Raw genomic sequence first — 21,780 nt, 5'->3', positions numbered from 1 at the left:
TTAAAATACGAGTAACGAAGTGAAGGAGGATGTGGCATGGCAGAACAACTTCAACTGGAGAGCGGAAACATCCGGATTGCCGATGACGTGGTTGCAAAAATTGCCGGAATGGCTGCAATGGAAACACCCGGAATTGCCGCAATGTCTGGAGGATTGTCAGAGGGCTGGGCGAAGCGACTCAGCGGTAAAAACGTACAGAAAGGCGTGAGCGTTGAGGTCGGCCAGCTGGAAGCAGCCATTGACCTGCGCATCATCGTCCTGTACGAAACCCCGATTCATGAAGTTTCCCGTATGCTTCAGCAGAATGTAAGAGAAGCGGTAGAGACCATGACCGGATTACGCGTGGTTGAAGTCAATGTAAAGGTAGAAGGCGTATCTTTCAAAGGCGACGATCTGTAGAATTCGCAATCCGCAATGAAGGACAGAGCGATATTGACCTGTTCTTCATCTTGATAGACAGAATTGTACTGAGTACACACAAAAAGGCTGTGCATCCATTGGGTGCACAGCCTTTTTTTTGTTGTTTTTTATCGAATCCGACGGATGGACTCCCGTGAACGAAGAGCAGGAGAGGTGCGAGTCTGCGTCTGTACAGTCACGGACATCGTTTTCTCTTCCTTGATCACGTCCAGATTGTTGGTGCGTGAGATACTGAGCAGAATGCCCATGGCAACCATCATCACAAAGAGTGAGGTACCTCCATAACTGATAAACGGAAGCGTGACCCCCGTCACCGGAATGGTCTGAGTTACACCACCAATGTTGATAAATGCTTGAATTGCGATTAGTCCCATGATGCCTATGCCGACCAATGTTCCGAATGGATCGGGACAGCGGAGAGAGACAATAATTCCTCGCCAGATGAAGTACAGGTAAACAAGCAGGAATAATGCACTTCCGATGAATCCGAGTTCTTCCCCAATTACGGAGAAAATAAAGTCATTATATGCATTTGGCAAATAGTGCAGCTTCATCGTACCTTGTCCAATCCCGGAACCTGTCATGCCGCCATCACCAATGGCAACAAGAGAACGGTAGAGGTTAAGACTTCCACCATTAATATCGGATAATGGATTCAAGAAAGCTTGAATACGTCCAATTTTGTAGTTCTGCTCGGCAGTAACCGCTGTTGCAGCAGTCGTCGTGTCTGAAGGAGACATGGAAGAGAACAGGGAATTTGCTCCGAACGCCAGTGCCCCACCGAGTACAACCAGGAGAATCGAACCCAGGATATGTTTCATACTGGCTCCACCGGCATAGATCAAAAGACCACAGGTGGACACCAGGATGAAGGTGGTACCGAAGTCTGGTTGCAGCATAATCAGTCCTGCGATGAATCCAACGATGAACAGGACGGGAAAATACCCTGTCTTGAAAACTCTAAATTTCTCGCCTTTTTTGGTAATCAGAGCAGAGAGGTACAGAATAATAGCAATTTTGGCAAACTCGGCAGGCTGAAGACTGAAGCCGACAATTTCAATCCAGCTTCGGGCACCGTTTACCTTCTTACCTGCGACCAACACAATGAGAAGCAGTACAGTAGTGAACAGAAAAAATGGTGCATAGAGCTTTTTGTACTTGTTGAAGCGGATATTCATGGCAAAAAACATGCCAAATAGACCGAGAATCGCCCACACAAGTTGTTTTTTCGTGAAGTAAAGGGCATCATTGTTAAATCTTTCGCTTGCGATTGCAATGCTGGAACTGGAGCTGAATACCATCACCAGTCCAAAGCCCACCAACAATAAAGTGAGGATTAGCAGTTGAAAATCCGGCGTGCCTCTCTTCGTTTTCGTTTGGGCCGTTTGTTGTTTCATCGTTTGGCCCAGCCTATGCTTCCAGCAGTTCTTTAAGCTGCTGTAATTTTTCGGCTGCCAGCTTCACGACTGGTTGCGGAACGGAAGAGTCATAATCCAGGCCGTGAGGGAAAGTGGCTTTGCCAAGGTATACTGCTTCAACAGCAAGAACGGTATCCGGTTTTTCCAATTTGCCTTCCACAGCGCGGGTATTAATGCGTACAAAGTATTCTGAGTTGGTTTGTTCATCTTCAATTTTGTAATCATATGTAGCACGGTAATATTCCCATTGCCACCGGACAAATCCGACTTTCTCGGCGCTCTCATCCAGGTATGCCAAGTCGCTCTTCAAGCCATCCAAGCCTGTATTCTCAAAAATCATAAGCGTTTGATCCTCCTCATAAGCTTCCGAGTATAATTTCTCGAGTATTTCTCTAGTTCATGATAGTATGTTTCCCCTTCCCGTGCAAGCTTTCCAAAGGCGTTTCGTATCGGTTTTCTTCCAATTCTGCTACAATATACAGCAACAGGTTTGAAGAGGAAGGTTCGGGCTTGATCCAAGTCCCGTTTAAGATTGAAAGGGTGGAGAGACATGACTAATAATATATGGTGGGAAGATCTGCAGATCCACATGGTGGAATGGCGGCGTCACCTTCATCGCAATCCAGAGGTTTCCTTTCATGAGGAGAAGACATCTTCTTTTGTAGCGGATATGTTGGAGAGCTTTGGCGTGGAAGTGAGGCGTCATGTTGGTGGTCACGGGGTCATCGGTACCATTCGTGGGGACAAGCCGGGTCCTGTCGTCATGCTGCGAGCTGACATGGACGCACTGCCAATTCAGGATGAGAAGAATATCGAGTATGCGTCACAACAAGCAGGAGCGATGCATGCATGCGGCCACGATGGTCATATCTCAATCTTGCTCGGTACGGCATTGTATTTCAGCCGTCACAAGCAGGAGATCCAAGGCGAGATTCGCTTTTTGTTCCAGCCAGCAGAAGAACTGCTGCCGGGCGGTGCAGTTCAGGTCATTGCGGATGGTGCGCTTGAAGGCGTGGATGTCATATATGGCATTCATCTGTGGACCCCGCTGCCTGTAGGTGTTGTTGCCAGTAAGGCAGGACCGATGATGGCGGCGGCGGACGATTTTTACATTGAGATCAAAGGCAAAGGTGGACATGGCGGGATGCCACAATCCACGATAGATAGTCTTATCGCGGGTTCTGCGCTTGTGATGCAGCTTCAGACCGTTGTCAGTCGTTCGGTGGATCCATTACAACCGGCGGTGCTGACCATTGGTACAATGCAGGCAGGCTCGGCTCAGAATGTAATTGCAGAGCAATGCAAAATGAGCGGTACGGTAAGAACATTTGATGAAGAGACCCGAAACGGGATGAAAGAGCGCGTGCTTACCATGGTAGCCCAGACAGGGGCAGCCTATGGGGCAGAGACGCAAGTGAAATATATTATGGGATATCCGCCTGTGGTGAATGATGAACAAGAGACAGCACGTTTCTTCAGAGAGGCTACAGAATTATTTGGGGCAGAACGAGTGCAAGCATCCCCGATGCTGATGCCAGCGGAAGATTTTGCGTATTATCTGCAGAAGGTTCCAGGGTGCTTTATGTTTGTTGGAGCAGGCAACCCGGATAAAAATGCGATCTATCCGCATCATCATCCGATGTTTGATTTTGATGAAGACGCGATGCAGACGGCCGTGAAATTATTTATCGCCATGGCCAAGGGTTACACAGCCGAATGACTTTAGATGCAGTTGGGCATCCTGTTCATACCGAGGTATGGGCAGGATGTTTTTTTGTGGATTTTTTAGAGGTTGTTCAAAAAGTCCACTCTTCTGTACTGAAAACTAGACTTTTTGAACATGCACTTAAAGTGGTTCATTTTCGGAAGCTGCCGGAACTGGACTTTTTTTGTGATAGGAGGAAGGCTCCAAATGGAAGAAACAGAACATATGGTAAGGACAGATGCTTGTATCGTTCAGCGAGATTTTACAGTTTTACTGGAAGTTGGGCACCCCGGATTCGAAAGAGCAAGAGAGCAGCTTGGGATGTATTCAGAACTGGTTAAGACACCGGCAGCGTTCCATACTTACCGAATCACTCCGTTATCGCTCTGGAATGCGGCTGCACTGGGATGGAATTCAGATCAGGTTATAGCAAGTCTGGAGCTGGTATCCCGCTGGAACGTGCCTACTGCACTCATACAGGATGTTCGGAGAATCATGGATCAGTATGGCAAATTAAGGCTGCATTCCGAAGCAGATCACACCAGAATGCGTCTTTACAGTGAGGATGAGCGGTTGCTGGATGAATTAAGTGGATTGAAAACGATAGCTGCCTTTCGCATGGAACGCAAGGACGCTCATGAACTTCTGCTTCCAGGCGAACAGCGAGGGTTATTAAAAAGGGAATTAACACGGTTGGGTTACCCCGTACTTGATTACGTGGGGTATCGAGAGGGGACCAAGCTTTCATTTGATTGGCGGTCTAATAATCCAGGGGACCACTCTGAGCGATTTGCGCTGCGTTCTTACCAGAGAGAGGCTGTGGATGCATTCGAAGGCAGTGAGGGTATGGGAGGAAGTGGTTTACTCGTACTTCCTTGCGGGGCAGGCAAAACGGTCATTGGCATGGCAGTGCTGGAGCGGCTTCAATGTGAATGCCTTATTTTGACGTCCAATACAACGTCTGTGCGACAGTGGATTCAGGAAATTCAAGACAAAACCACGATTACCAGCGAACAGATCGGTGAGTATTCAGGTCAGAAAAAACAGGTGAAACCTGTGACTGTAGCTACATATCAGATTCTTACACACCGGAAATCAAAGGATGCTGATTTTACCCACATCAAACTGCTCAGTGAGCGGCAATGGGGGCTGATCATATATGATGAAGTACATTTGCTGCCAGCACCAGTGTTTCGTGCAACTGCGGATATTCAAGCTACGCGAAGACTGGGATTGACGGCCACCTTGGTTCGAGAGGATGGTTGTGAACAGGATGTGTTTTCGCTGATTGGTCCAAAGCTCTATGATATGCCGTGGAAACAACTGGAGCAGCAAGGGTGGATTGCTGATGTACAATGTCAGGAGATACGTATCCCGTTTTCCCCGGAACTAAGATCGAATTATCTGCAAGCTGAGGTTAAGCACCAATTTCGATTGGCTGCCGAGAATCCGGCGAAGGTACGTGTAGTTAAACGTTTGCTGGAACGTCATCGGGATTTACCTGCGCTAGTGATTGGACAATATCTGGATCAACTTGAGTTGATTGCCCGGGAAATTGAAGCACCTCTGATCTCGGGAACCATGTCACAGCAAGAGAGAATCAAATGGTTTGCCGCTTTTCGACAAGGAGAGATTAAAACGATTGTGGTATCCAAGGTTGCCAATTTTGCTGTGGATCTTCCTGATGCTGCTGTTGCGCTTGAGATATCCGGGAGTTTCGGGTCAAGGCAGGAAGAGGCACAACGTTTGGGGAGAATTCTGAGACCAAAATCTGGAGAAAACAAAGCATATTTCTATGCGTTGGTATCAGAGGATAGTAAGGAACAGGAGTTTGCATTAAACCGTCAGTTGTTCTTGGTGGAGCAGGGATATGAATATGCCGTTGTGCACGAGAACGAATAGTCCATTTATACTCGCGAAAAGAGGAGGGATTGGGATATGTCTTCATTTGAACCAATAGATGAGCCTATGGTACTGAACCTTGATTCATGGTCAAAGCTTGCTTTGGTAGAACAAAAAGTGCTTGGTGCAATTTTTCACAAACATGCCGGTCAGCCTTTTTCCTCCCTCCTGCCGCGAGAACAGTGGGCCATCGAAGGACTAAGTGTCGCAGAAGCCAATTCTTCATTCGCCAACCTTAGGCAGCAAGGATGGATTGAATCTGTATATAAGAGTTGGGGGGAGCGATTATTCTATATTTCTGCTTCGTTGATGGACACATTGACGATTGCTTACGCACAAAGAGTGGGTATAACCGTTAAACAGATGGCACAGCATGCTCATGTATTACAGGAAGGAAAGCCGGATATTGCTGCAGAGCTACTTCATCTGATCGTGTGGATCGAAAGAGAAGGACTTCCTTTGACAGGGAAGGGCACTATACATAAAAAAAGTGTTCAGAAATTAAGTGTGATCACGGTGTTATCTTCGACAGATTTTGAAGGTCTGGGCATCCGATATGAACATTCGGATTTGTATCCGACCCACGTAGCTATCCTTCTCGATCTACTGCTCAGTCTGAATCTTGCTCAGAAGTCAGATGGCCAAATTCAGATTGTAGATCATCGATTACAAACATGGTTGAAGCTCTCGTGGAGACAGATGCATCGGGAAATATATCAAGCGTGTATGGAAAGATACGGTGAAGCTGAACCAGCGTTGCAGCATTTCCGTTATCAATTGGCATTGTTTGCTCCAGAAAAAAACATATGGTGCCACATAGAGAATTCGGAATTGAAACCACGGGTCAGGGGCTGGCTCTACGCACTGGCTGGCTGGGGTTATGGTGAAGTAGGAGAAGATCAGTCGGGAGCGCTGGCATTCCGTTGGCTGATCGAACCGCATAGCCTGTTATATCGAGAACAAGAGATGGTAAGTGAGGCGGAGCCGTGTGGATTTTACATGCAGCCTGATTTTGAAATGTTGGCGCCGCCCGAAGCAGGGCCTGATGTGATCTGGATGCTGGAGAAATACGCAGAACGGGTGACGCGTGATCGAATGTCCATCTACCGTATGACAAGAGAACGATTCATTTCGGCCTTAGCCAGAGGGTATGCATTACATGAAGTGATAGAGTTTCTCGAACAATATGCGCTGACAGGCATACCAGAGAACGTACGGATTGCGTTAGAAGATTGGGGCAAGGAGACGGATGCTGCACCATTGACTGTAGATAGAAGTATGGAGGTAATGGAGGAAAGTACAGGCTCCGCAGATGATCCGAAGTTATTAGAAAAAGATATGTTGAGCGGTGTATATTCTTCTTTCTACACACCCGATAATCAAGGTCTGGTTGATGTCCCTGCTTCTCTCCATGGGTTGGAGCGTGATCATTCTGTCATTGAGAAGAAGTTCTCTCTGTTGGGATTTGAGGAGATACCGGAGATCTGGTACAAGGAGTGGCGTCGATATCATACTTCAACCGCCCGACAGATTGCTGCCAAAGCCATTGAGTGGCAGACCAAGCTGGGGATACAACGGGAGAATCAAACGCAATACCTCATTCCACATCAGGTAGAGGGTCATGAACAATGGACTTTAAGCGGTTGGTGCATGTTGGATTCAAGTGAACATGCATCAGAGACGGAATGGCGTACATTCTCCCCTTCAGAGTGGGATACAATGCGTCTTATCCTGCCAGATGATGTCATAACCTGACTATTTTACGTGAATATCAGGTTGAAAGGCGAATTTTCGAGTTTCCCCTATTTCTAATTGCAGGAAAAACTCTTCTTAACTATTCATGGATATGCTATGATGAGGTAGTCTACGTTAAGTAGAACTTTATATATAGATAGGATGAATATTTCATGAGCGTAGCGGAAATGAACACGGTCGATATGGCCCAAGTGTTAACGGGCGCATATGAACTGGGCGACATGATTAACCAATCTGCCGAAGTATCGGATTATTTATATTGGAAGCAGCAAGTCGAGACTACCCCTGAGATTCAGATGGGGATTCGGAAGCTGAATGCCAAGAAGGAATTGTTTGAAGAAACACAGCGTTTCGGTCATTTTCACCCGGATTATCATGCAGCAAAAGACCAGGTGAAGGCTCTGGAACAGGAGTTGGAAAATTTCGAGGCGGTAATCCGCTTCAAACAGGCAGAGAAGTCCCTGGATGATATGTTATTCCAGATGTCAGAGACCATTGCATTTGCAGTGTCAACGACCATTAAGGTACCAAGCAATGATCCGAATCCGAAGGGCGGCTGCGGTAGTGGCGGCAAGTGTGGTTGCAGTTAAGTAATCATTATAGAAGGGCGGGGAACGATGATGTTTGCGGAAAGGACAGGATTCATTATTTGGGTCAGTGATTTGAAAGCTGCCCGTAATCTCGAAAAATATGGCACCGTGCATTATATCTCCCGCCGTATGCATTATGTGGTCATGTATGTTAATGCAGAACGGGCAGATGATACGATGAAAAATGTGAAGCGACTTTCCTATGTGCGCAAGATCGAACGCTCGTATCGTAATGAGATCAAAACCGAGTATGCCAGCAAAACGATGGACAAAACGAGCTTTTACGGAATATAGACGAGAAACTGGAGGGACCCTTTGGGGTCGCTCTTTTCTTGAATTATACACAAATTGGCTATTGTGAAAAAAAGTTAAACTTACGCCTTGAGGTTGCGGGACTAATGTTGTAATATATTTGGTAATAAATAGATAGAAAGTCCTATCTGGTGGAGAGTGATTCCCATGCGTGATAAGGTGATGCAACGTTGGAGCACCTACGAGCCGTTTTTCGTGGCTCTTGGAGACAAGAAAGTGGCCGACATCGTCATTACCCATCATGCCAAGATGCGGTATGCAGACCGTATTGAGCCTGCACGTAGTGATGATGACCATATTGCGGCGTGGTTATGGGAGTGTCTGAAGCAGGACCGTATAACACCATACTACCGTAATGAACAGGACGTCTACCTGATTGATGAGGATCTGGTTGTGGTCGCCGAATTTTCCGAACTTGAAGGAGAATATGATATTGCGGGCAACCCGCTGCACAAAATGATTGTAGTTACGTTTCTGGGACGTATGTCGGAGACCATTGAATTAAGGGACCTGAAGTCATATTATTCATGGTTAAGACATTCAAGAAGAATGACGCTGGTCAAAAATAGCCGTAAGCATAAGTAAGTTGGAGTAGATTCAATATGTTGAAATCATAGATTCAAGGATTATCGCATGCAGACAAGCTGCATGCTTTTTTTGTTGCCAAGCGGGAAATCGGCTACAATGTAGAGAGTGTAATCGAAGAGGGGCGAAGATATGAATTTTCACCAATTGCATATTTTTTATACGGTAGCAGAGAAGGGGAGTTTCTCGGCTGCTGCACAAGCATTACATATGACTCAACCGGCAGTAACGATGCAGATTCAATCATTGGAGGACTATTTTGGCACCAAGTTACTGCATCGTTCCACCAAAAAAATTGAATTATCCGAGGCTGGCCGGACTTTATTACCTCATGCGAAACGGAGTGTAGAGCTGGTCAGACAGACGGACGAAGCGATGTCGGCGTTTACCCAGATGTTACAGGGCCGACTCCAGTTGGGAGCCAGTTTAACGATCGGGGAATATGTGCTTCCACGCATGCTCGGACCATTTGCACTTCAATATCCGGATATTTCCATCGTCATGAAAGTGATGAATACAACGCAAATTATGGATGATATATTGAAGCACCAGCTTAATTTTGGTCTGATTGAAGCGCCAGTGAACCACCCGGACATGATTGTAGAGCCTGTCATGCAGGACGAGCTGAAACTGATTGTACCTGCTGGACATGATTTGGCTAAGCGTAGCAAAGTGAATATTGAGGATGTAATGAATTATCCTTTTGTGCTGCGTGAGAAGGGCTCGGGTACTCGTCAGGTGATGGAAGACCAATTGCAAAAGAAAAAGATTGATCCACAGGATATGAATGTAGTGATGGAACTTGGCAGTACAGGAGCGGTAAAATCGGCCGTTGAGGCAGGGGTAGGTATTACGATGTTATCTCCTTCTTCGGTGCAGCATGAACTGGCTTTGGGACTTGTTCATATTGTGGATATCCGCGGACTCGAATTCAAAAGGCAGTTCTATGCCATCCATCTAAAATCGTCCTTGTTGCCCCTGTCAGCAGTCGCTTTCCTGAATTATCTGCGCCAGCAGGAGCAGCCTAAGTCGGTACACAAGACAGGGAAGGCATAATAGCGGGAAAGTCAATGATAGATGAGATTTAATCCAAATGACTTACACAAAGGAGCTGTTGTACATGGATCAACGCCAAGGACGCTGTGATCTTCATACGCATAGTCAGGCTTCAGATGGAATGCAGCCACCTGCTGATAATGTGAAGCTTGCCAAACAAAAAGGACTATCTGCGGTTGCCCTAACAGACCATGATACAGTAGCCGGTGTAGCGGAAGCACAACAAGCGGGAAAAGAGTACGATATTGATGTTGTTGCCGGAGTGGAGATCAGCACTCGTGCTGGTGGGAAAGATATTCATGTGCTTGGGTATTATGTGAATACAGAGGATGAGCAGTTCCTGCAACGGTTGCGCGGATTACGAGAAGCGCGAGATGAGCGCAATCATCTGATTATCGCCAAGCTCCAAGAACTCGGGATTGATATAAGCTGGCAGGAGGTACTGGATGAGCTGGGACGACCGTTAGAGCCGGATGAGAGTATTGGCAGACCTCATATGGCCGATGTGCTGGTGAAAAAAGGCTACGCTGTTGACATGCGGGATGCATTTGATCAGTATCTTGCTGAAGGCAAGCCAGGCTTCGTATCTGTACCCCGCGTTGCACCAGAGGATGCGTGCAAGTGGATCAGAGCCGCAGGTGGAGCCGCTGTGATTGCCCATCCGGGTCTCTATAATGATGATGAATTGGTGCGACGTATCATCGAAGACTCTCGTCCAGATGGCATTGAGGTGTTTCATTCGGACCATGGCCCGGAAGAGGAACACAGGTATGGTGAGCTGGCCAAGGAATACGACCTCATTGAAACAGGTGGATCTGATTATCATGGCGAACGGCAAGGTGTTGTTTTCCACGGGGATCTTGGTAGCAAGACCGTAACGATTGATGTGTTGGAAAGGCTGAAGGCCGCTCTTCACAGCAAAAAGTAGAGTAAGCGAGACGTTGCAACGCTCTATCTGACTATAATAAATTCTGTATTACTGGATAAATTTTAGATCGAGGGAGTAAAGGACATGCAAGTATGATAGGGCTGAACCTTCATGTTTGCATGTCCTTTTTTTGTGCTCAAAAGAGTCTACGTAATGGAATAGTTTACCCATGCGCCACGTGTAGCCCCAAGACGCTCGAATAATTGCTGTGCCCGCTCATTGGTCACTGCTGTGATCCAAGACATATATGCACATCCATGGTCACGCGTATATTGCTGACAGTGTGCAAATAATTTGGCTTCTGCTTCGCCTTCTCTGAATGTTTCAGTAACGAATAGGTCATTCATGATGGCGACACGCTCTGCTTTCATCGTGCTGTATGTAAAGAACAGGGTGGAAAATCCGATAAGCTTCCCGTCCTCTTCTGCCACGAATTGAGCACCGATCTGCTGATTAAGCAGGTTGTTGATCAAAAGCTGGATGGATTGATCACCAGGCCACGGGTTGTTGTAGAATCCCACCACATAGTCATGCATTAATGCCATCAGGGGTTTCAGATCATCAGGTTGCGTTTCTCTGATATGTATGGTCATGATACACTTCCTTTAACTATAATTTTATTCATCACAATTGAATTATTATACATATAAATGAATTAATATTCAAAGAGGAAACTAAATAAGCTGAGCTTCACATATCATTCAAACAAGTAATGCAACCATAAAAATCCCCTGAACCGTTAATGGTCAGGGGATTCTGTCTTTGTTACTTTTATATCTATATAGCCTTATCCATTTTTGATCGTGGATGGCAGACTTTTGATCAATTCATCATTTGGCGTAACAAATAAGGTCTTCTGATGATCATAGATGACAAAACCTGGCTTCGCACCACTTGGTTTGCGCACATGACGGATAAACGTGTAATCCACAGGTACACTGCTTGATTCTTTGGCTTGGCTGAAATAGGCAGCAAGCTGTGCTGCTTCTTCCAATGTAGCTTCACCAAAGTCCGTACTGCGAATAACGACATGTGAACCTGGAATGTCTTTGGTATGCAGCCAAGTGTCGTTGGAAGAAGCGAGACGGTTGGTCACGTACTCATTCTGCAGGTTGTTTTTGCCCACAAGAATGTCAATCCCCTCCGAAGAGGTGAACTGGTGTACGGTTGGACGGTCATTTTTCTTCTTCTTTTTACCCTTTTTATTGCGGTCACGAAGGTATCCTTGCTGCACAAGCTCGTCCCGTATTTCCTCAATGTCATTCATCGATGCAATAGAGAGCTGCTGCAACAGGTTATCCAGATAGTCAATTTCGTATTTGGTTTTGCCAAGCTGCTCATGAATGACAGCCAGACTGTTTTTGTATTTGTTATACCGCTTGAAATAACGTTGTGCGTTGTCAGACGGTGTGAGCAGCGGATCAAGCTGAATGGTAATGTTGGCTTGGTCTTCATCGTAGAAGTTCACAAGCTCCACGCTCTTGTCCCCTTTGTGGACCTGATGCAGGGAGGCAAACAGCAACTCACCCCATAGTCTGAACTTGTCCGCATCGTCCGCTTCCAGCAGATCCTTGTTCAGGTTGTCCAGCTTTTTGATGTTCTTGCTTCGCTCATTCTGCAGAAAACGGAGCAGATCACTTACTCTCTGTTTAACCGTGTCCCGTTCAGCCTTGTCTCCGTAATAATCTTCCATGCACTTGCTCATCGTGTCATAGGTTTTCTCCACGTCCTGAATACTCTGAAGATGAACGGCCGAGAAAATCATTTTGCCTTTGGCGTTCATTCCGGTTACAGGCGTGTAGATATGATCTCTGACAGGCCCCATCACGGCTTCAAAAGCGTTCCAGAGTGCACCAGCCTCAACTTGGCTCTCACCCTCCACCACAGCCTGAGTGCTCACTGGGCCTTCAGCAGCAATCCCACGTGAGGCAATCTCTCCCGCAATTAACGGGCTAAGACCGTTAAAGGAGTTCACAAGCCAGCGTGATGCCTCTTCTTCAGCGGCATGATAGCTGTCCTCGAATGCCGTACGACTTACTTCGAGCGGATTACTTTTATGTTGCTCGGGTGGGGCAGTATACGCGAATCCAGGCATGATTACCCGGTAGCTGCTGATGGACGGAGTCACATGATGAATGCCATCCAGAATCGTTCCTGTAACGGGATCAAGCAAAATAATATTACTGTGACGCCCCATCAATTCAATGATGATCCGTTTAACTGAAACATCCCCCAGTTCGTCGCGCTGGCGCACATTGATGTGGATAATACGCTCCATGCCAATCTGACGGATCTCCTCAATGATGGCACCTTCACAGTGCTTGCGGAGCAACATGCAGAACATGGGTGCTTCCGTAGGGTTAAGGAATGTCTTTTCCGTATAATGCACACGGGGATAGGTTGGGCTTGCCGAAACAAGCAATTTACTATTTCCGCGCTGAGCACGCAGGGTGAGAACTACGTCATGGCCATTCGGCTGATGAATTTTGCTGATACGTCCACCAATGCAGCCTTGCAGTTCATGAACAATGGCCCGTGTTACAATGCCGTCCAATGCCATTTTTTCCACTTCCTCTCTCTATCGAGCATCTGCATTTATCATGCAAAATGCTTCATCTATATAACTGAAACGTGCAACCAGGTATGTAAAAAAAACAAGGACTGGCTACAGATTCTTCGTTGCTTGCCTGTTGAACGCTGGAATTGGTACTGCGCGGAACATCGCAGACTTTTATTTTAGCCTATTCTGTCCATCAGGGAAAGGATTCACCTTCCCGGTGCTAATCACAGACCTGTCCGAATACATATAGAGCAGGTAGTTTGTCCGGCATAGTGTACAGCCTGTCGACCAGCGCGCCGGTGAGTCATGTGAGCTTATTTTGCAGATGAAATACAGACTGGGAGGGAAACTTGAAGCATGGAACATACCAAGTGGCATCAACTTAGTGATGAAGAGCTTCGTAACACTCTTGGCGTCAGCCCGCAGGAAGGATTGACGGATGAAGCTGTAGCAGAGAAGAGGAAAGTGGTCGGTTCGAATGAGCTGAGCGAGGGGAAACGCATTTCTCCAATTACATTGCTCTTGAATCAGTTCAAAGATTTTATGGTGTTGGTGTTGATGGGAGCAACGTTGGTATCCGGATTGTTGGGTGAGTATCTGGATGCGGTAACGATTGTGGCTATTATCGTACTGAATGCGATTCTGGGGTTTGTACAGGAATTCAGGGCTGAACGATCTCTTCGTGCATTGAAACAGTTGTCCGCACCTCTTGCCAAAGTGCTTCGTTCAGGCCAGGAAGTACACCTTGCCGCCAAACAGCTTGTCCCCGGGGATATTGTCATGGTGGAGAGTGGGGATCGTATACCCGCCGATGTGCGCTGGCTGCAAACGAACAGTCTGGATGTCGAGGAGTCGGCACTTACCGGGGAATCTTTTCCTGTAAGCAAACATTGCTTGCCGATTGCGGACGAGGACGTTCCGCTGGGTGATCAGAAGAATATTGGTTTTATGGGTACCATGGTCACTCGTGGCACAGCCAAAGGTGTGGTCATTCGTACGGGGATGGAGACGGAGATGGGCAAAATCGCCAATCTGATCCAAAATACGGAGGAGCAAGAAACACCTTTGCAGCACAGGCTGGAGCAATTGGGCAAAATTCTGATTTTTGTCGCATTGGGATTAACCATAATGGTTGTCGTCGCAGGGATATTGCACGGACAACCAGCCGTTGGCATGTTTCTGGCTGGGGTCAGCCTCGCGGTGGCAGCCATACCGGAGGGTCTGCCGGCCATTGTAACCATTGCACTCGCACTAGGCGTACAGCGTATGATCAAACGTAAGGCCATTGTACGCAAACTGCCTTCCGTCGAAACTCTGGGCTGTGCATCTGTAATCTGTTCGGATAAGACAGGTACGCTAACCCAAAACAAGATGACAGTAACGGATGTGTGGCTGGAGGGACGTAACATCAAGGTTACCGGGGATGGTTACGCACCTGAAGGACAGATGCTGGAGAACGGTCGCATGGTGGAACTCAAGAGTGACCAGTCCCTGCGCAGAATGCTTCAGATTAGTGCGCTTTGCAACAATGCGAGTATTGTGGAAAGTGTTGCAAGCGAGGTGGGGAGCAAGAAAAAGGGCAAGGATACCAAAAAGGACGGCAAGAAAAACACAAAAAAAGGTGACCTCCAAGAAGAAACCGTTCAACGAGATAATGTATCCTGGGAGCTGAAAGGCGATCCGACGGAAGGGGCACTCGTCACACTGTCCTCCAAAATGGGGCTTACCCCTGCTGGCCTCAAAGAGTTGTATGCTCGCGAGCAGGAGTTTCCGTTTGATTCGGAGCGAAAACGCATGTCGGTCCTGGTTCATCACCAGGGGGGCCGAATGATCTATACCAAAGGTGCACCCGATGTATTGATCGGACACTGCAGTTATATTTTGTGGGAAGGAAAGGTCGTGCCTTTCACTGGAACGCTGCGGCAGAAAGTGATGGCAGCCAACGAGAGCATGGCCGGAGCGGCACTACGTGTCCTCGGAATGGCCTACCGTGAAGTGCGGCCGGAAGAAAAAGTGGCTGACGAACACGCCGCCGAAAGTCAACTTGTCTTCGTAGGACTTGCAGGTATGATAGATCCACCACGTCGTGAAGTGCGAGATGCGATTGCCACATGCCGCAAAGCGGGTATTCGTACCGTCATGATCACAGGTGACCATGGAACAACGGCAGAAGCCATTGCTCATCAGTTGGGGATTCTTCCACGTGGAGGTGCCTCGTTAAGTGGTCAGCAGCTGGCAGGCATGACAGACGAGCAACTGGATAAACAGGTAGAGGGCATCTACGTGTTCTCAAGAGTGTCTCCTGAACACAAGCTTCGCATCGTAAAATCGTTGCAGCGCAAAGGGCATGTCGTTGCCATGACGGGCGATGGAGTGAATGATGCTCCGGCTATTAAAGCGGCTGATATCGGGATCGCGATGGGCATTACAGGAACAGATGTGACGAAGGAAGCTTCGGCGCTCATTCTGAGTGATGATAACTTCTCAACCATTGTGGCTGCCATTGAAGAAGGCCGTAATATTTATGAGAACATTCGCAAGTTTATCCGTTATTTGCTGGCATCAAACGTGGGCGAAATATTGACAATGTTCTTTGCGATGATGATGGGCTTGCCACTGCCACTCGTGCCTATTCAGATTCTGTGGGTTAACCTGGTGACGGATGGTTTGCCTGCAATGGCGCTTGGGGTAGATCAGCCGGAAAAAGATTTGATGGAACACAAACCCCGTGGCGCCAAGGAAAACATTTTTGCCCGTAGACTGGGGTGGAAAATCGTCAGTCGGGGTGTATTGATTGGATTATGTACACTCGGAGCGTTCTGGCTTACCCTTCAGGCTGCACCGGATAATCCGGGCCAACTGATCAAGGCACAATCTGTGGCTTTTGCTACACTCGTTTTGGCGCAGCTTATTCATGTCTTTGACTGCCGCAGTTCGCGGTCGATCTTCCACCGGAATCCGCTACAGAACAAATATCTGGTTCTTGCCGTGATTTCATCGGTTGTACTGATGCTGGTTGTGATGTACGTTGAACCGTTGCAACCGATCTTCAAAACCGTACCGCTGGGTTTGCGTGAATGGGCGATCTGTATCGTTGCTGCGGGCATTCCCACGTTCCTTATGGGCGCAGGCAGCGTCTGGGGTGGTCGTCGTAACCGCCGCCGCATGGGTGGTTCTGGCCGCTTCGTACCGAAAAGTACAAAGTTTTCAGCATAAAATCAATACCTTTTCCTTACCTATTTCGTTATGCTATCCTCAAAATGATTCGAAGCGGCAGCTTTGGCATTTTGCAGGATAGCTTTTTTTGTGTAAATGTTGAATATGAATTTCTATGGTAATCCTGTAGAAGAGCAAGAATATAGCTTTGGCAGCAGACTGCCAAAAGGAGTGGGCAAGGTTATGGAATTTACGAAAATGCATGGACTTGGTAACGATTTTATCGTTGTATTTGGTGAAAAGGAGCTTCCGGCAGATGCTGCAGAATTGGCTGTGAAATGGTGTAACCGTTTCTTCGGCATCGGTGCGGACGGCCTGGTTTATATACTGCCTTCAGAAAAGGCAGACTTTCAGATGCGTATCATGAATTCGGACGGTTCGGAAGCAGAGCAGTGCGGTAATGCCATTCGCTGTGTATCCAAATACGTATACGATCATGGTCACGTGAACCAGGAGCAGATCACCATTGAAACGATTGGTGCAGGGGTACAACCTGTAAGTCTCAACATACGTGATGGTAAAGTGGAAACGGTTCGTGTCGATATGGGCGAGCCGATCCTTAACGGTCTTCAAGTGCCTACAACGGTGGATGCCAACCCAGTGGTTGATCACTACATTGAAGCGAATGGACATGCGTTCAAATTCACTGCCGTATCCATGGGTAACCCACATGCGGTTATCTATGTAGATGACGCTGTGAATTTTGACCTCACGACTTGGGGCCCACTTCTTGAAGTGCATCCGATGTTTCCGAAAAAAATCAATGTGGAATTCGCCACAGTTCGTGACCGTGGATATGTGGACATGCGTGTATGGGAACGCGGAGCGGGTCCAACACTTGCTTGTGGAACCGGAGCTTGTGCGACACTGGTATCCTCTGTCCTGAATGGACATACAGATCGTACAGCAGTCATCAGCCTCAAGGGTGGGGAACTCCACATTGAGTGGAATGAAGCTGACAATCATGTGTACATGACTGGACCTGCTGAAGTTGTTTTTAAGGGAATCACTTCATAAACAGTGGAAGGTTTAACCAAAGAGGCCTGCGGGCCTCTTTTTTTGTCAAAAAGGACAGGTCGTGTCTCCTGTACAGAGACATATTGGGGGCTGTATGGCAAGAAAGTCCATATGAGCTGGATACTCATTAAAACCTGTGTTATTCTTCGTTTTTTAGCGTTTTTTGTGTTACATTAGTATGAAAATGATCACAGCTAGGCGGGGGGAAAAGGGATGAAGGCGGATTTGCGGAAAGCTATGCAGGAACGAGTTCTCATTGGAGATGGGGCCATGGGAACGTTTCTGTACCAAATGGGATTCCCGGTAGGGATTTCATATGAAGAGTTAAACTTGATTTCACCTGAAGTGGTGGCGGAAGTACATCGCCGTTATCGGGACGCGGGTACAGAAATATTTGAAACAAATACGTATTCTGCCAATTACGACAAGTTGTCCAAGTTCGGTCTGGAGTCCAAGGTGGAGGACGTGAACCGTGCCGGCGTACGCATTGCCAAAGAGGTAGCTGGAGATACCGGTTATGTGCTTGGTGCAGTTGGTTCCATTCGAGGTGGCAAGCGGACGAACGTGTCAACGAGTGAACTGAAACGCTTTTATCAACAACAGATCTTTGCACTGCTTGATGAAGGCGTGGATGGCATTCTGCTTGAGACCTTCTATGATATCGAGGAAATGGATATTGCCCTTTTGCAAGCGCGCAAGCTAAGTGATCTGCCGGTGATTGGACAGTTCGCCGTAGAGGATGTAGGACACACACTGGACGGATATACGATGCCTGAAGCCTTCCGGATTATGCGGGAGCAGGGTGCGGACGTGATCGGTTTTAACTGTCGCTCAGGTCCAAACGGAATTATGCGTGCCATGGAAACCGTCTCCGGACGTATTGGCATTCCAATGTCTGTTTATCCGAATGCGGGTGCAGCAGATTATGTCGATGGTGAGTTCCGCTATGGTGCGACTCCGGAGTACTTTGGTCAGACGGCAGTGCAATTTGCCGAACTGGGCGCTCGTATTATCGGCGGTTGCTGTGGTACGACACCTGATCATATTACCGCTATGAAGGAGGCGCTTGCTGACTATGTGCCTTCGCCTATTTTGGAGCCTGATCCGTCAGAGTCCAAACCGCGTATTGTGCTGCATGAACATGTGGATGAGCGTTCCGGACGTGGCGGACAGCCTACGATCGTTGATCTGGTCAAGCAGCGTCACACCGTTATCGTTGAACTTGACCCGCCGCGTGACTTGGACATTGCCAAGTTCATGAAAGGCGCCGAGACATTAAAAGCAGCAGGAGCAGACGCCCTGACCCTGGCCGATAATTCACTCGCGGTTACACGGATGAGCAACATGGCGTTGGGTCACCTCGTTCAGGATCGAACGGGCCTTCGTCCACTGGTGCATATTGCCTGCCGTGACCGGAATCTGATTGGAACGCAGTCCCACATGATGGGGTTTGATGCTTTGAGTATTAATCATGTACTGGCTGTAACGGGTGATCCTGCAAGATTTGGTGATCTGCCGGGTTCAAGCTCGGTATACGATCTGACTTCTTTTGAAATCATACGCATGATCAAACAGTTGAACGATGGAGTGGCTTTCTCAGGTAAACCGCTGAAGCAAAAAGCGGGTTTTGTCATCGGAGCAGCATTTAATCCCAATGTGAAATATTTGGAGAAAGCTGTACAACGTCTGGAGAAAAAAATTGCCTCTGGTGCAGATTACATCATGACACAACCGATCTATGACCCGGAGTTAATTGTGGCAATGCACGAAGCGACCAAACACCTGGATGTACCTATTTTTGTAGGTGTAATGCCACTGGCAAGTGGACGGAATGCAGAGTATCTGCACAACGAGGTTCCCGGAATTCAGCTTTCGGACGAAGTGCGTTCCCGTATGGCAGGTCTGGAAGGCGAAGAGGGCCGTGCGATGGGGGTAAAAATTGCCAAAGAACTGCTGGACGTAGCAACAGCGCATTTCAAAGGCATCTATCTCATGACACCGTTTATGTTCTACGGCATGACGGCCGAACTGACTCAATATGTATGGGAGAAGTCCGAGCATCAATGTCCTACTTGTTTCAACCCTAATAATCAATTACAATAGTAAAACGGATGTGATGCCGATGTCATTCAGTATGACCGGATACGGTCAATCCGCCTTTCATTTTGGCGGCTATAAGGTACAATTAGAGATCAAATCTGTTAATCATCGTTATTGCGAAGTGATGATGCGTCTGCCAAGAGAGTGGACGTATTATGAAGACGGTTTGAGGAAAATCGTACAGAGTCGTTTGAAACGTGGGCGGATTGATGTTTATGTAATGAAAGAAAAAGAGGAAGATCCGGCTCTTCCCGCTGTTCTGAATGAACAGACGGTCAGGGCCTATCTGCAGGCTGCAGAGCAACTGGAGACCCAATATGGAATGCAGGGCAAACCAAGTATTGTGGATATGCTTGGGCTGCCGGACGTCATGGTTCATTCGGATGGGACAAGTTCCATTCCCGAAGAGCAGAAGGACGAATGGGAGCGAGTGCTGCAGGAAGGATTGAAAGAGGCTCTGTCCAGCCTTGAACAGATGCGCGCTCGCGAGGGTCTTCATCTGGCCAGTGATCTGGAACGGCGGATTACCCGTCTGGAGTCACTGCATACCGAGATGCTTGATCTTGCACCGACTGTGGTAAGTGATTACCGCAACAAGCTAAGACAAAGGCTTACGGAAATGCAGGAAGAAGGCTCTTTCCCTTTTGATGAGCATAAATTGGGTATGGAAATTGCAATGTTTGCCGATCGTTCTAACATAGAAGAGGAGCTTACGCGTCTACAGAGTCACTTTGGACAGAGCAGGGAACTGCTGAAGAGTGATGAGCCCGTAGGTCGTAAGTTGGACTTTCTAATTCAAGAGATGAATCGGGAAGTCAATACGATTGGATCAAAAGCCAACCATTTGGCTCTGGTGAATCGTGTTGTCGAGATGAAGGCGGAGCTGGAGAAGATTCGTGAGCAAGCGGCGAATATCGAATGAACGGCCACATTTCGGCAAAAGAGTCGCATGTATAGGGGGAAGAACCTGATTATGGCAATCAAACTCATTAACATTGGATTCGGTAACATCGTATCGGCGAACCGGATTATATCCATCGTGAGTCCGGAATCGGCGCCGATCAAGAGAATTATACAAGAGGCAAGAGATCGTCACATGCTGATTGATGCAACGTACGGAAGACGTACTCGTGCCGTAATTATTACGGATAGCGATCATGTCATTTTGTCTGCAGTTCAGCCTGAGACGGTCGCCCATCGTCTTTCTTCGAAAGATGATGATAACGACGAATAAAATGGAGTGTAATATGTCTAAGGGATTACTGGTAGTGTTGTCCGGCCCATCTGGGGTCGGGAAGGGTACTGTATGCAGCGCTTTGCGCAAACGGGTTCCGGAATTGATCTATTCTGTATCGGCGACAACCCGTCAGCCTCGTCTTGGTGAAGAACATGGTGTGAACTATTTCTTCAGAAGTCATGAAGAGTTCCAGAACATGATTGCTGAAGATCAATTGTTGGAACATGCGGAGTATGTTGGTAATTATTACGGAACACCGCGTGATTTTGTGGAGAAAACGATTAACGAAGGCCGCGACATCATTCTGGAGATTGAGGTTCAAGGCGCGTTAAAAGTGAAAGAGAAATTCCCGGAAGGGATCTTTGTTTTCCTGCTTCCTCCTTCATTGGACGAACTGAAAGATCGCATTCAGGGCCGTGGTACCGAAAGCCAAGCGACCATTGATCACCGGATGTCTGTGGCGGTTGATGAGATCAGTCTGCTGGAGCAGTATGATTACGCTGTTGTTAATGATGAAATTGATTTGGCGTGCAAGAGAATAGAAAGCATCATAATCGCCGAACATTGTAAGATCAATAAATAATCCCTTTTGCCGCTGCAGAATGCGATATAAGTGGGGCAGTTGTCATATCATATACTGAAGCACTCCTTCTCGGAATGCCCGGGTGTGAAGACATGCCACATCAGTTCTGTCAGGTGGCAACTTGCGATTATACTAATGCGAAGAGGTGTTTGTTAATATGCTGTATCCTTCTATTGATGAAATGATGAACAAAGTCGACAGCAAGTATTCCCTTGTTGTTGCTGCTTCCCGCCGGGCTAGACAGCTACGTGAAGGTGAAAAATCGGATTTAAGAGGTGCGAGATCCCATAAACAAGTGGGCGTTGCACTGGAAGAAATCTATGGAGACCTGCTCGTTGTCATCAAAGGACAGGACGAAGAAGAAGAGTAAGCCGCCTGCGGCTGCTCTTCAACTGC

The 21,780-nt window shown here is 47.5% G+C and carries 20 protein-coding genes; 16 read left to right on the top strand and 4 right to left on the bottom strand.

Going from position 1 to position 21,780, the window contains the following annotated elements:
* Nucleotides 1–36 precede the first annotated feature (36 nt).
* Complete coding sequence (locus MKY92_RS20170; RefSeq protein ID WP_017687428.1) at nucleotides 37–399, top strand: Asp23/Gls24 family envelope stress response protein; 363 nt, start codon at nucleotides 37–39, stop codon at nucleotides 397–399.
* A gap of 128 nt (nucleotides 400–527) precedes the next feature.
* Here the strand turns inward: MKY92_RS20170 and ftsW are convergent, their stop codons facing one another.
* Entirely contained in the window at nucleotides 528–1,817 is a 1,290-nt protein-coding gene (gene ftsW, locus MKY92_RS20165) for a putative lipid II flippase FtsW (protein WP_339297415.1), read from the bottom strand.
* Nucleotides 1,818–1,830: 13 nt separating this feature from the next.
* On the bottom strand, nucleotides 1,831–2,178 hold the full coding sequence (locus MKY92_RS20160) for a YugN family protein (RefSeq protein WP_074095774.1): 348 nt from the start codon (nucleotides 2,176–2,178) through the stop codon (nucleotides 1,831–1,833).
* A 210-nt stretch (nucleotides 2,179–2,388) separates the two neighbouring features.
* Here MKY92_RS20160 and MKY92_RS20155 point away from each other — a divergent pair, with 210 nt between their 5' ends.
* The 8 genes from MKY92_RS20155 to MKY92_RS20120 all read left to right on the top strand — a co-directional run bounded on the left by MKY92_RS20155 (nucleotide 2,389) and on the right by MKY92_RS20120 (nucleotide 10,671).
* Nucleotides 2,389–3,558: a M20 family metallopeptidase gene (locus MKY92_RS20155; RefSeq protein ID WP_076250861.1), complete on the top strand. Its 1,170-nt coding sequence runs from the start codon at nucleotides 2,389–2,391 to the stop codon at nucleotides 3,556–3,558.
* Between the two features lie 192 nt (nucleotides 3,559–3,750).
* Entirely contained in the window at nucleotides 3,751–5,445 is a 1,695-nt protein-coding gene (locus MKY92_RS20150) for a DNA repair helicase XPB (protein ID WP_339297414.1), read from the top strand.
* Nucleotides 5,446–5,481: 36 nt separating this feature from the next.
* On the top strand, nucleotides 5,482–7,200 hold the full coding sequence (locus tag MKY92_RS20145; protein WP_339297413.1) for a helicase-associated domain-containing protein: 1,719 nt from the start codon (nucleotides 5,482–5,484) through the stop codon (nucleotides 7,198–7,200).
* Nucleotides 7,201–7,352: 152 nt separating this feature from the next.
* Complete coding sequence (locus MKY92_RS20140; RefSeq protein ID WP_036614642.1) at nucleotides 7,353–7,790, top strand: YlbF family regulator; 438 nt, start codon at nucleotides 7,353–7,355, stop codon at nucleotides 7,788–7,790.
* A 30-nt stretch (nucleotides 7,791–7,820) separates the two neighbouring features.
* Nucleotides 7,821–8,084 carry a YlbG family protein gene (locus MKY92_RS20135; protein ID WP_026080981.1) on the top strand — a complete coding sequence of 88 codons (264 nt, stop codon included), beginning with the start codon at nucleotides 7,821–7,823 and terminating at the stop codon, nucleotides 8,082–8,084.
* 165 nt (nucleotides 8,085–8,249) lie between these two features.
* Nucleotides 8,250–8,687, top strand: a complete 438-nt coding sequence (locus MKY92_RS20130) for a hypothetical protein (protein WP_017687436.1) — start codon at nucleotides 8,250–8,252, stop codon at nucleotides 8,685–8,687.
* 132 nt (nucleotides 8,688–8,819) lie between these two features.
* Complete coding sequence (locus tag MKY92_RS20125; protein ID WP_221825328.1) at nucleotides 8,820–9,743, top strand: selenium metabolism-associated LysR family transcriptional regulator; 924 nt, start codon at nucleotides 8,820–8,822, stop codon at nucleotides 9,741–9,743.
* Nucleotides 9,744–9,807: 64 nt separating this feature from the next.
* Nucleotides 9,808–10,671, top strand: a complete 864-nt coding sequence (locus tag MKY92_RS20120; protein WP_339297412.1) for a PHP domain-containing protein — start codon at nucleotides 9,808–9,810, stop codon at nucleotides 10,669–10,671.
* A gap of 146 nt (nucleotides 10,672–10,817) precedes the next feature.
* On the opposite strand, the gene MKY92_RS20115 is transcribed toward MKY92_RS20120, so the two are convergent.
* Both MKY92_RS20115 and MKY92_RS20110 read right to left on the bottom strand, forming a co-directional pair.
* The gene (locus tag MKY92_RS20115) at nucleotides 10,818–11,264 is read right to left on the bottom strand and encodes a GNAT family N-acetyltransferase (protein ID WP_101313589.1); all 447 of its coding nucleotides are present in this window, start codon (nucleotides 11,262–11,264) and stop codon (nucleotides 10,818–10,820) included.
* A gap of 194 nt (nucleotides 11,265–11,458) precedes the next feature.
* A complete protein-coding gene (locus MKY92_RS20110; protein WP_339297411.1) occupies nucleotides 11,459–13,231 on the bottom strand; it encodes an NFACT RNA binding domain-containing protein in 1,773 nt (590 codons plus the stop codon).
* A 357-nt stretch (nucleotides 13,232–13,588) separates the two neighbouring features.
* Between MKY92_RS20110 and MKY92_RS20105 the strand changes: the two genes are divergently transcribed.
* The 7 genes from MKY92_RS20105 (at nucleotide 13,589) to rpoZ (ending at nucleotide 21,754) form a co-directional block, all read left to right on the top strand.
* Nucleotides 13,589–16,447 carry a calcium-translocating P-type ATPase, SERCA-type gene (locus MKY92_RS20105; protein ID WP_339297410.1) on the top strand — a complete coding sequence of 953 codons (2,859 nt, stop codon included), beginning with the start codon at nucleotides 13,589–13,591 and terminating at the stop codon, nucleotides 16,445–16,447.
* Between the two features lie 183 nt (nucleotides 16,448–16,630).
* Entirely contained in the window at nucleotides 16,631–17,464 is an 834-nt protein-coding gene (dapF, locus tag MKY92_RS20100; protein WP_339301857.1) for a diaminopimelate epimerase, read from the top strand.
* Nucleotides 17,465–17,677: 213 nt separating this feature from the next.
* Entirely contained in the window at nucleotides 17,678–19,567 is a 1,890-nt protein-coding gene (locus tag MKY92_RS20095) for a bifunctional homocysteine S-methyltransferase/methylenetetrahydrofolate reductase (RefSeq protein WP_339297409.1), read from the top strand.
* Between the two features lie 19 nt (nucleotides 19,568–19,586).
* On the top strand, nucleotides 19,587–20,486 hold the full coding sequence (locus MKY92_RS20090; RefSeq protein WP_339297408.1) for a YicC/YloC family endoribonuclease: 900 nt from the start codon (nucleotides 19,587–19,589) through the stop codon (nucleotides 20,484–20,486).
* 51 nt (nucleotides 20,487–20,537) lie between these two features.
* Nucleotides 20,538–20,798 carry a DUF370 domain-containing protein gene (locus MKY92_RS20085; protein WP_006209218.1) on the top strand — a complete coding sequence of 87 codons (261 nt, stop codon included), beginning with the start codon at nucleotides 20,538–20,540 and terminating at the stop codon, nucleotides 20,796–20,798.
* 13 nt (nucleotides 20,799–20,811) lie between these two features.
* Nucleotides 20,812–21,384, top strand: a complete 573-nt coding sequence (gene gmk / locus MKY92_RS20080; RefSeq protein WP_017687445.1) for a guanylate kinase — start codon at nucleotides 20,812–20,814, stop codon at nucleotides 21,382–21,384.
* Nucleotides 21,385–21,541: 157 nt separating this feature from the next.
* Entirely contained in the window at nucleotides 21,542–21,754 is a 213-nt protein-coding gene (gene rpoZ / locus MKY92_RS20075) for a DNA-directed RNA polymerase subunit omega (RefSeq protein WP_091028645.1), read from the top strand.
* Nucleotides 21,755–21,780 lie beyond the last annotated feature (26 nt).

Source organism: Paenibacillus sp. FSL R5-0623, assembly GCF_037974265.1.
GTDB lineage: Bacteria > Bacillota > Bacilli > Paenibacillales > Paenibacillaceae > Paenibacillus.
Note: the sequence above shows the minus strand (reverse complement) of the source record. Positions and strands in the feature narration are given on the sequence as shown.

Excerpts from the sequence above, each read along its gene's own strand:
- MKY92_RS20130 (WP_017687436.1), top strand. The coding sequence starts at position 8,250 with ATGCGTGATAAGGTGATGCAACGTTGGAGCACCTACGAGCCGTTTTTC.
- MKY92_RS20115 (WP_101313589.1), bottom strand. The coding sequence starts at position 11,264 with ATGACCATACATATCAGAGAAACGCAACCTGATGATCTGAAACCCCTG.
- rpoZ (WP_091028645.1), top strand. The coding sequence starts at position 21,542 with ATGCTGTATCCTTCTATTGATGAAATGATGAACAAAGTCGACAGCAAG.
- MKY92_RS20090 (WP_339297408.1), top strand. The coding sequence starts at position 19,587 with ATGTCATTCAGTATGACCGGATACGGTCAATCCGCCTTTCATTTTGGC.
- MKY92_RS20125 (WP_221825328.1), top strand. The coding sequence starts at position 8,820 with ATGAATTTTCACCAATTGCATATTTTTTATACGGTAGCAGAGAAGGGG.
- MKY92_RS20135 (WP_026080981.1), top strand. The coding sequence starts at position 7,821 with ATGTTTGCGGAAAGGACAGGATTCATTATTTGGGTCAGTGATTTGAAA.
- gmk (WP_017687445.1), top strand. The coding sequence starts at position 20,812 with ATGTCTAAGGGATTACTGGTAGTGTTGTCCGGCCCATCTGGGGTCGGG.
- MKY92_RS20145 (WP_339297413.1), top strand. The coding sequence starts at position 5,482 with ATGTCTTCATTTGAACCAATAGATGAGCCTATGGTACTGAACCTTGAT.
- MKY92_RS20085 (WP_006209218.1), top strand. The coding sequence starts at position 20,538 with ATGGCAATCAAACTCATTAACATTGGATTCGGTAACATCGTATCGGCG.
- dapF (WP_339301857.1), top strand. The coding sequence starts at position 16,631 with ATGGAATTTACGAAAATGCATGGACTTGGTAACGATTTTATCGTTGTA.
- ftsW (WP_339297415.1), bottom strand. The coding sequence starts at position 1,817 with ATGAAACAACAAACGGCCCAAACGAAAACGAAGAGAGGCACGCCGGAT.
- MKY92_RS20170 (WP_017687428.1), top strand. The coding sequence starts at position 37 with ATGGCAGAACAACTTCAACTGGAGAGCGGAAACATCCGGATTGCCGAT.
- MKY92_RS20110 (WP_339297411.1), bottom strand. The coding sequence starts at position 13,231 with ATGGCATTGGACGGCATTGTAACACGGGCCATTGTTCATGAACTGCAA.
- MKY92_RS20095 (WP_339297409.1), top strand. The coding sequence starts at position 17,678 with ATGAAGGCGGATTTGCGGAAAGCTATGCAGGAACGAGTTCTCATTGGA.
- MKY92_RS20140 (WP_036614642.1), top strand. The coding sequence starts at position 7,353 with ATGAGCGTAGCGGAAATGAACACGGTCGATATGGCCCAAGTGTTAACG.
- MKY92_RS20120 (WP_339297412.1), top strand. The coding sequence starts at position 9,808 with ATGGATCAACGCCAAGGACGCTGTGATCTTCATACGCATAGTCAGGCT.
- MKY92_RS20150 (WP_339297414.1), top strand. The coding sequence starts at position 3,751 with ATGGAAGAAACAGAACATATGGTAAGGACAGATGCTTGTATCGTTCAG.
- MKY92_RS20105 (WP_339297410.1), top strand. The coding sequence starts at position 13,589 with ATGGAACATACCAAGTGGCATCAACTTAGTGATGAAGAGCTTCGTAAC.
- MKY92_RS20160 (WP_074095774.1), bottom strand. The coding sequence starts at position 2,178 with ATGATTTTTGAGAATACAGGCTTGGATGGCTTGAAGAGCGACTTGGCA.
- MKY92_RS20155 (WP_076250861.1), top strand. The coding sequence starts at position 2,389 with ATGACTAATAATATATGGTGGGAAGATCTGCAGATCCACATGGTGGAA.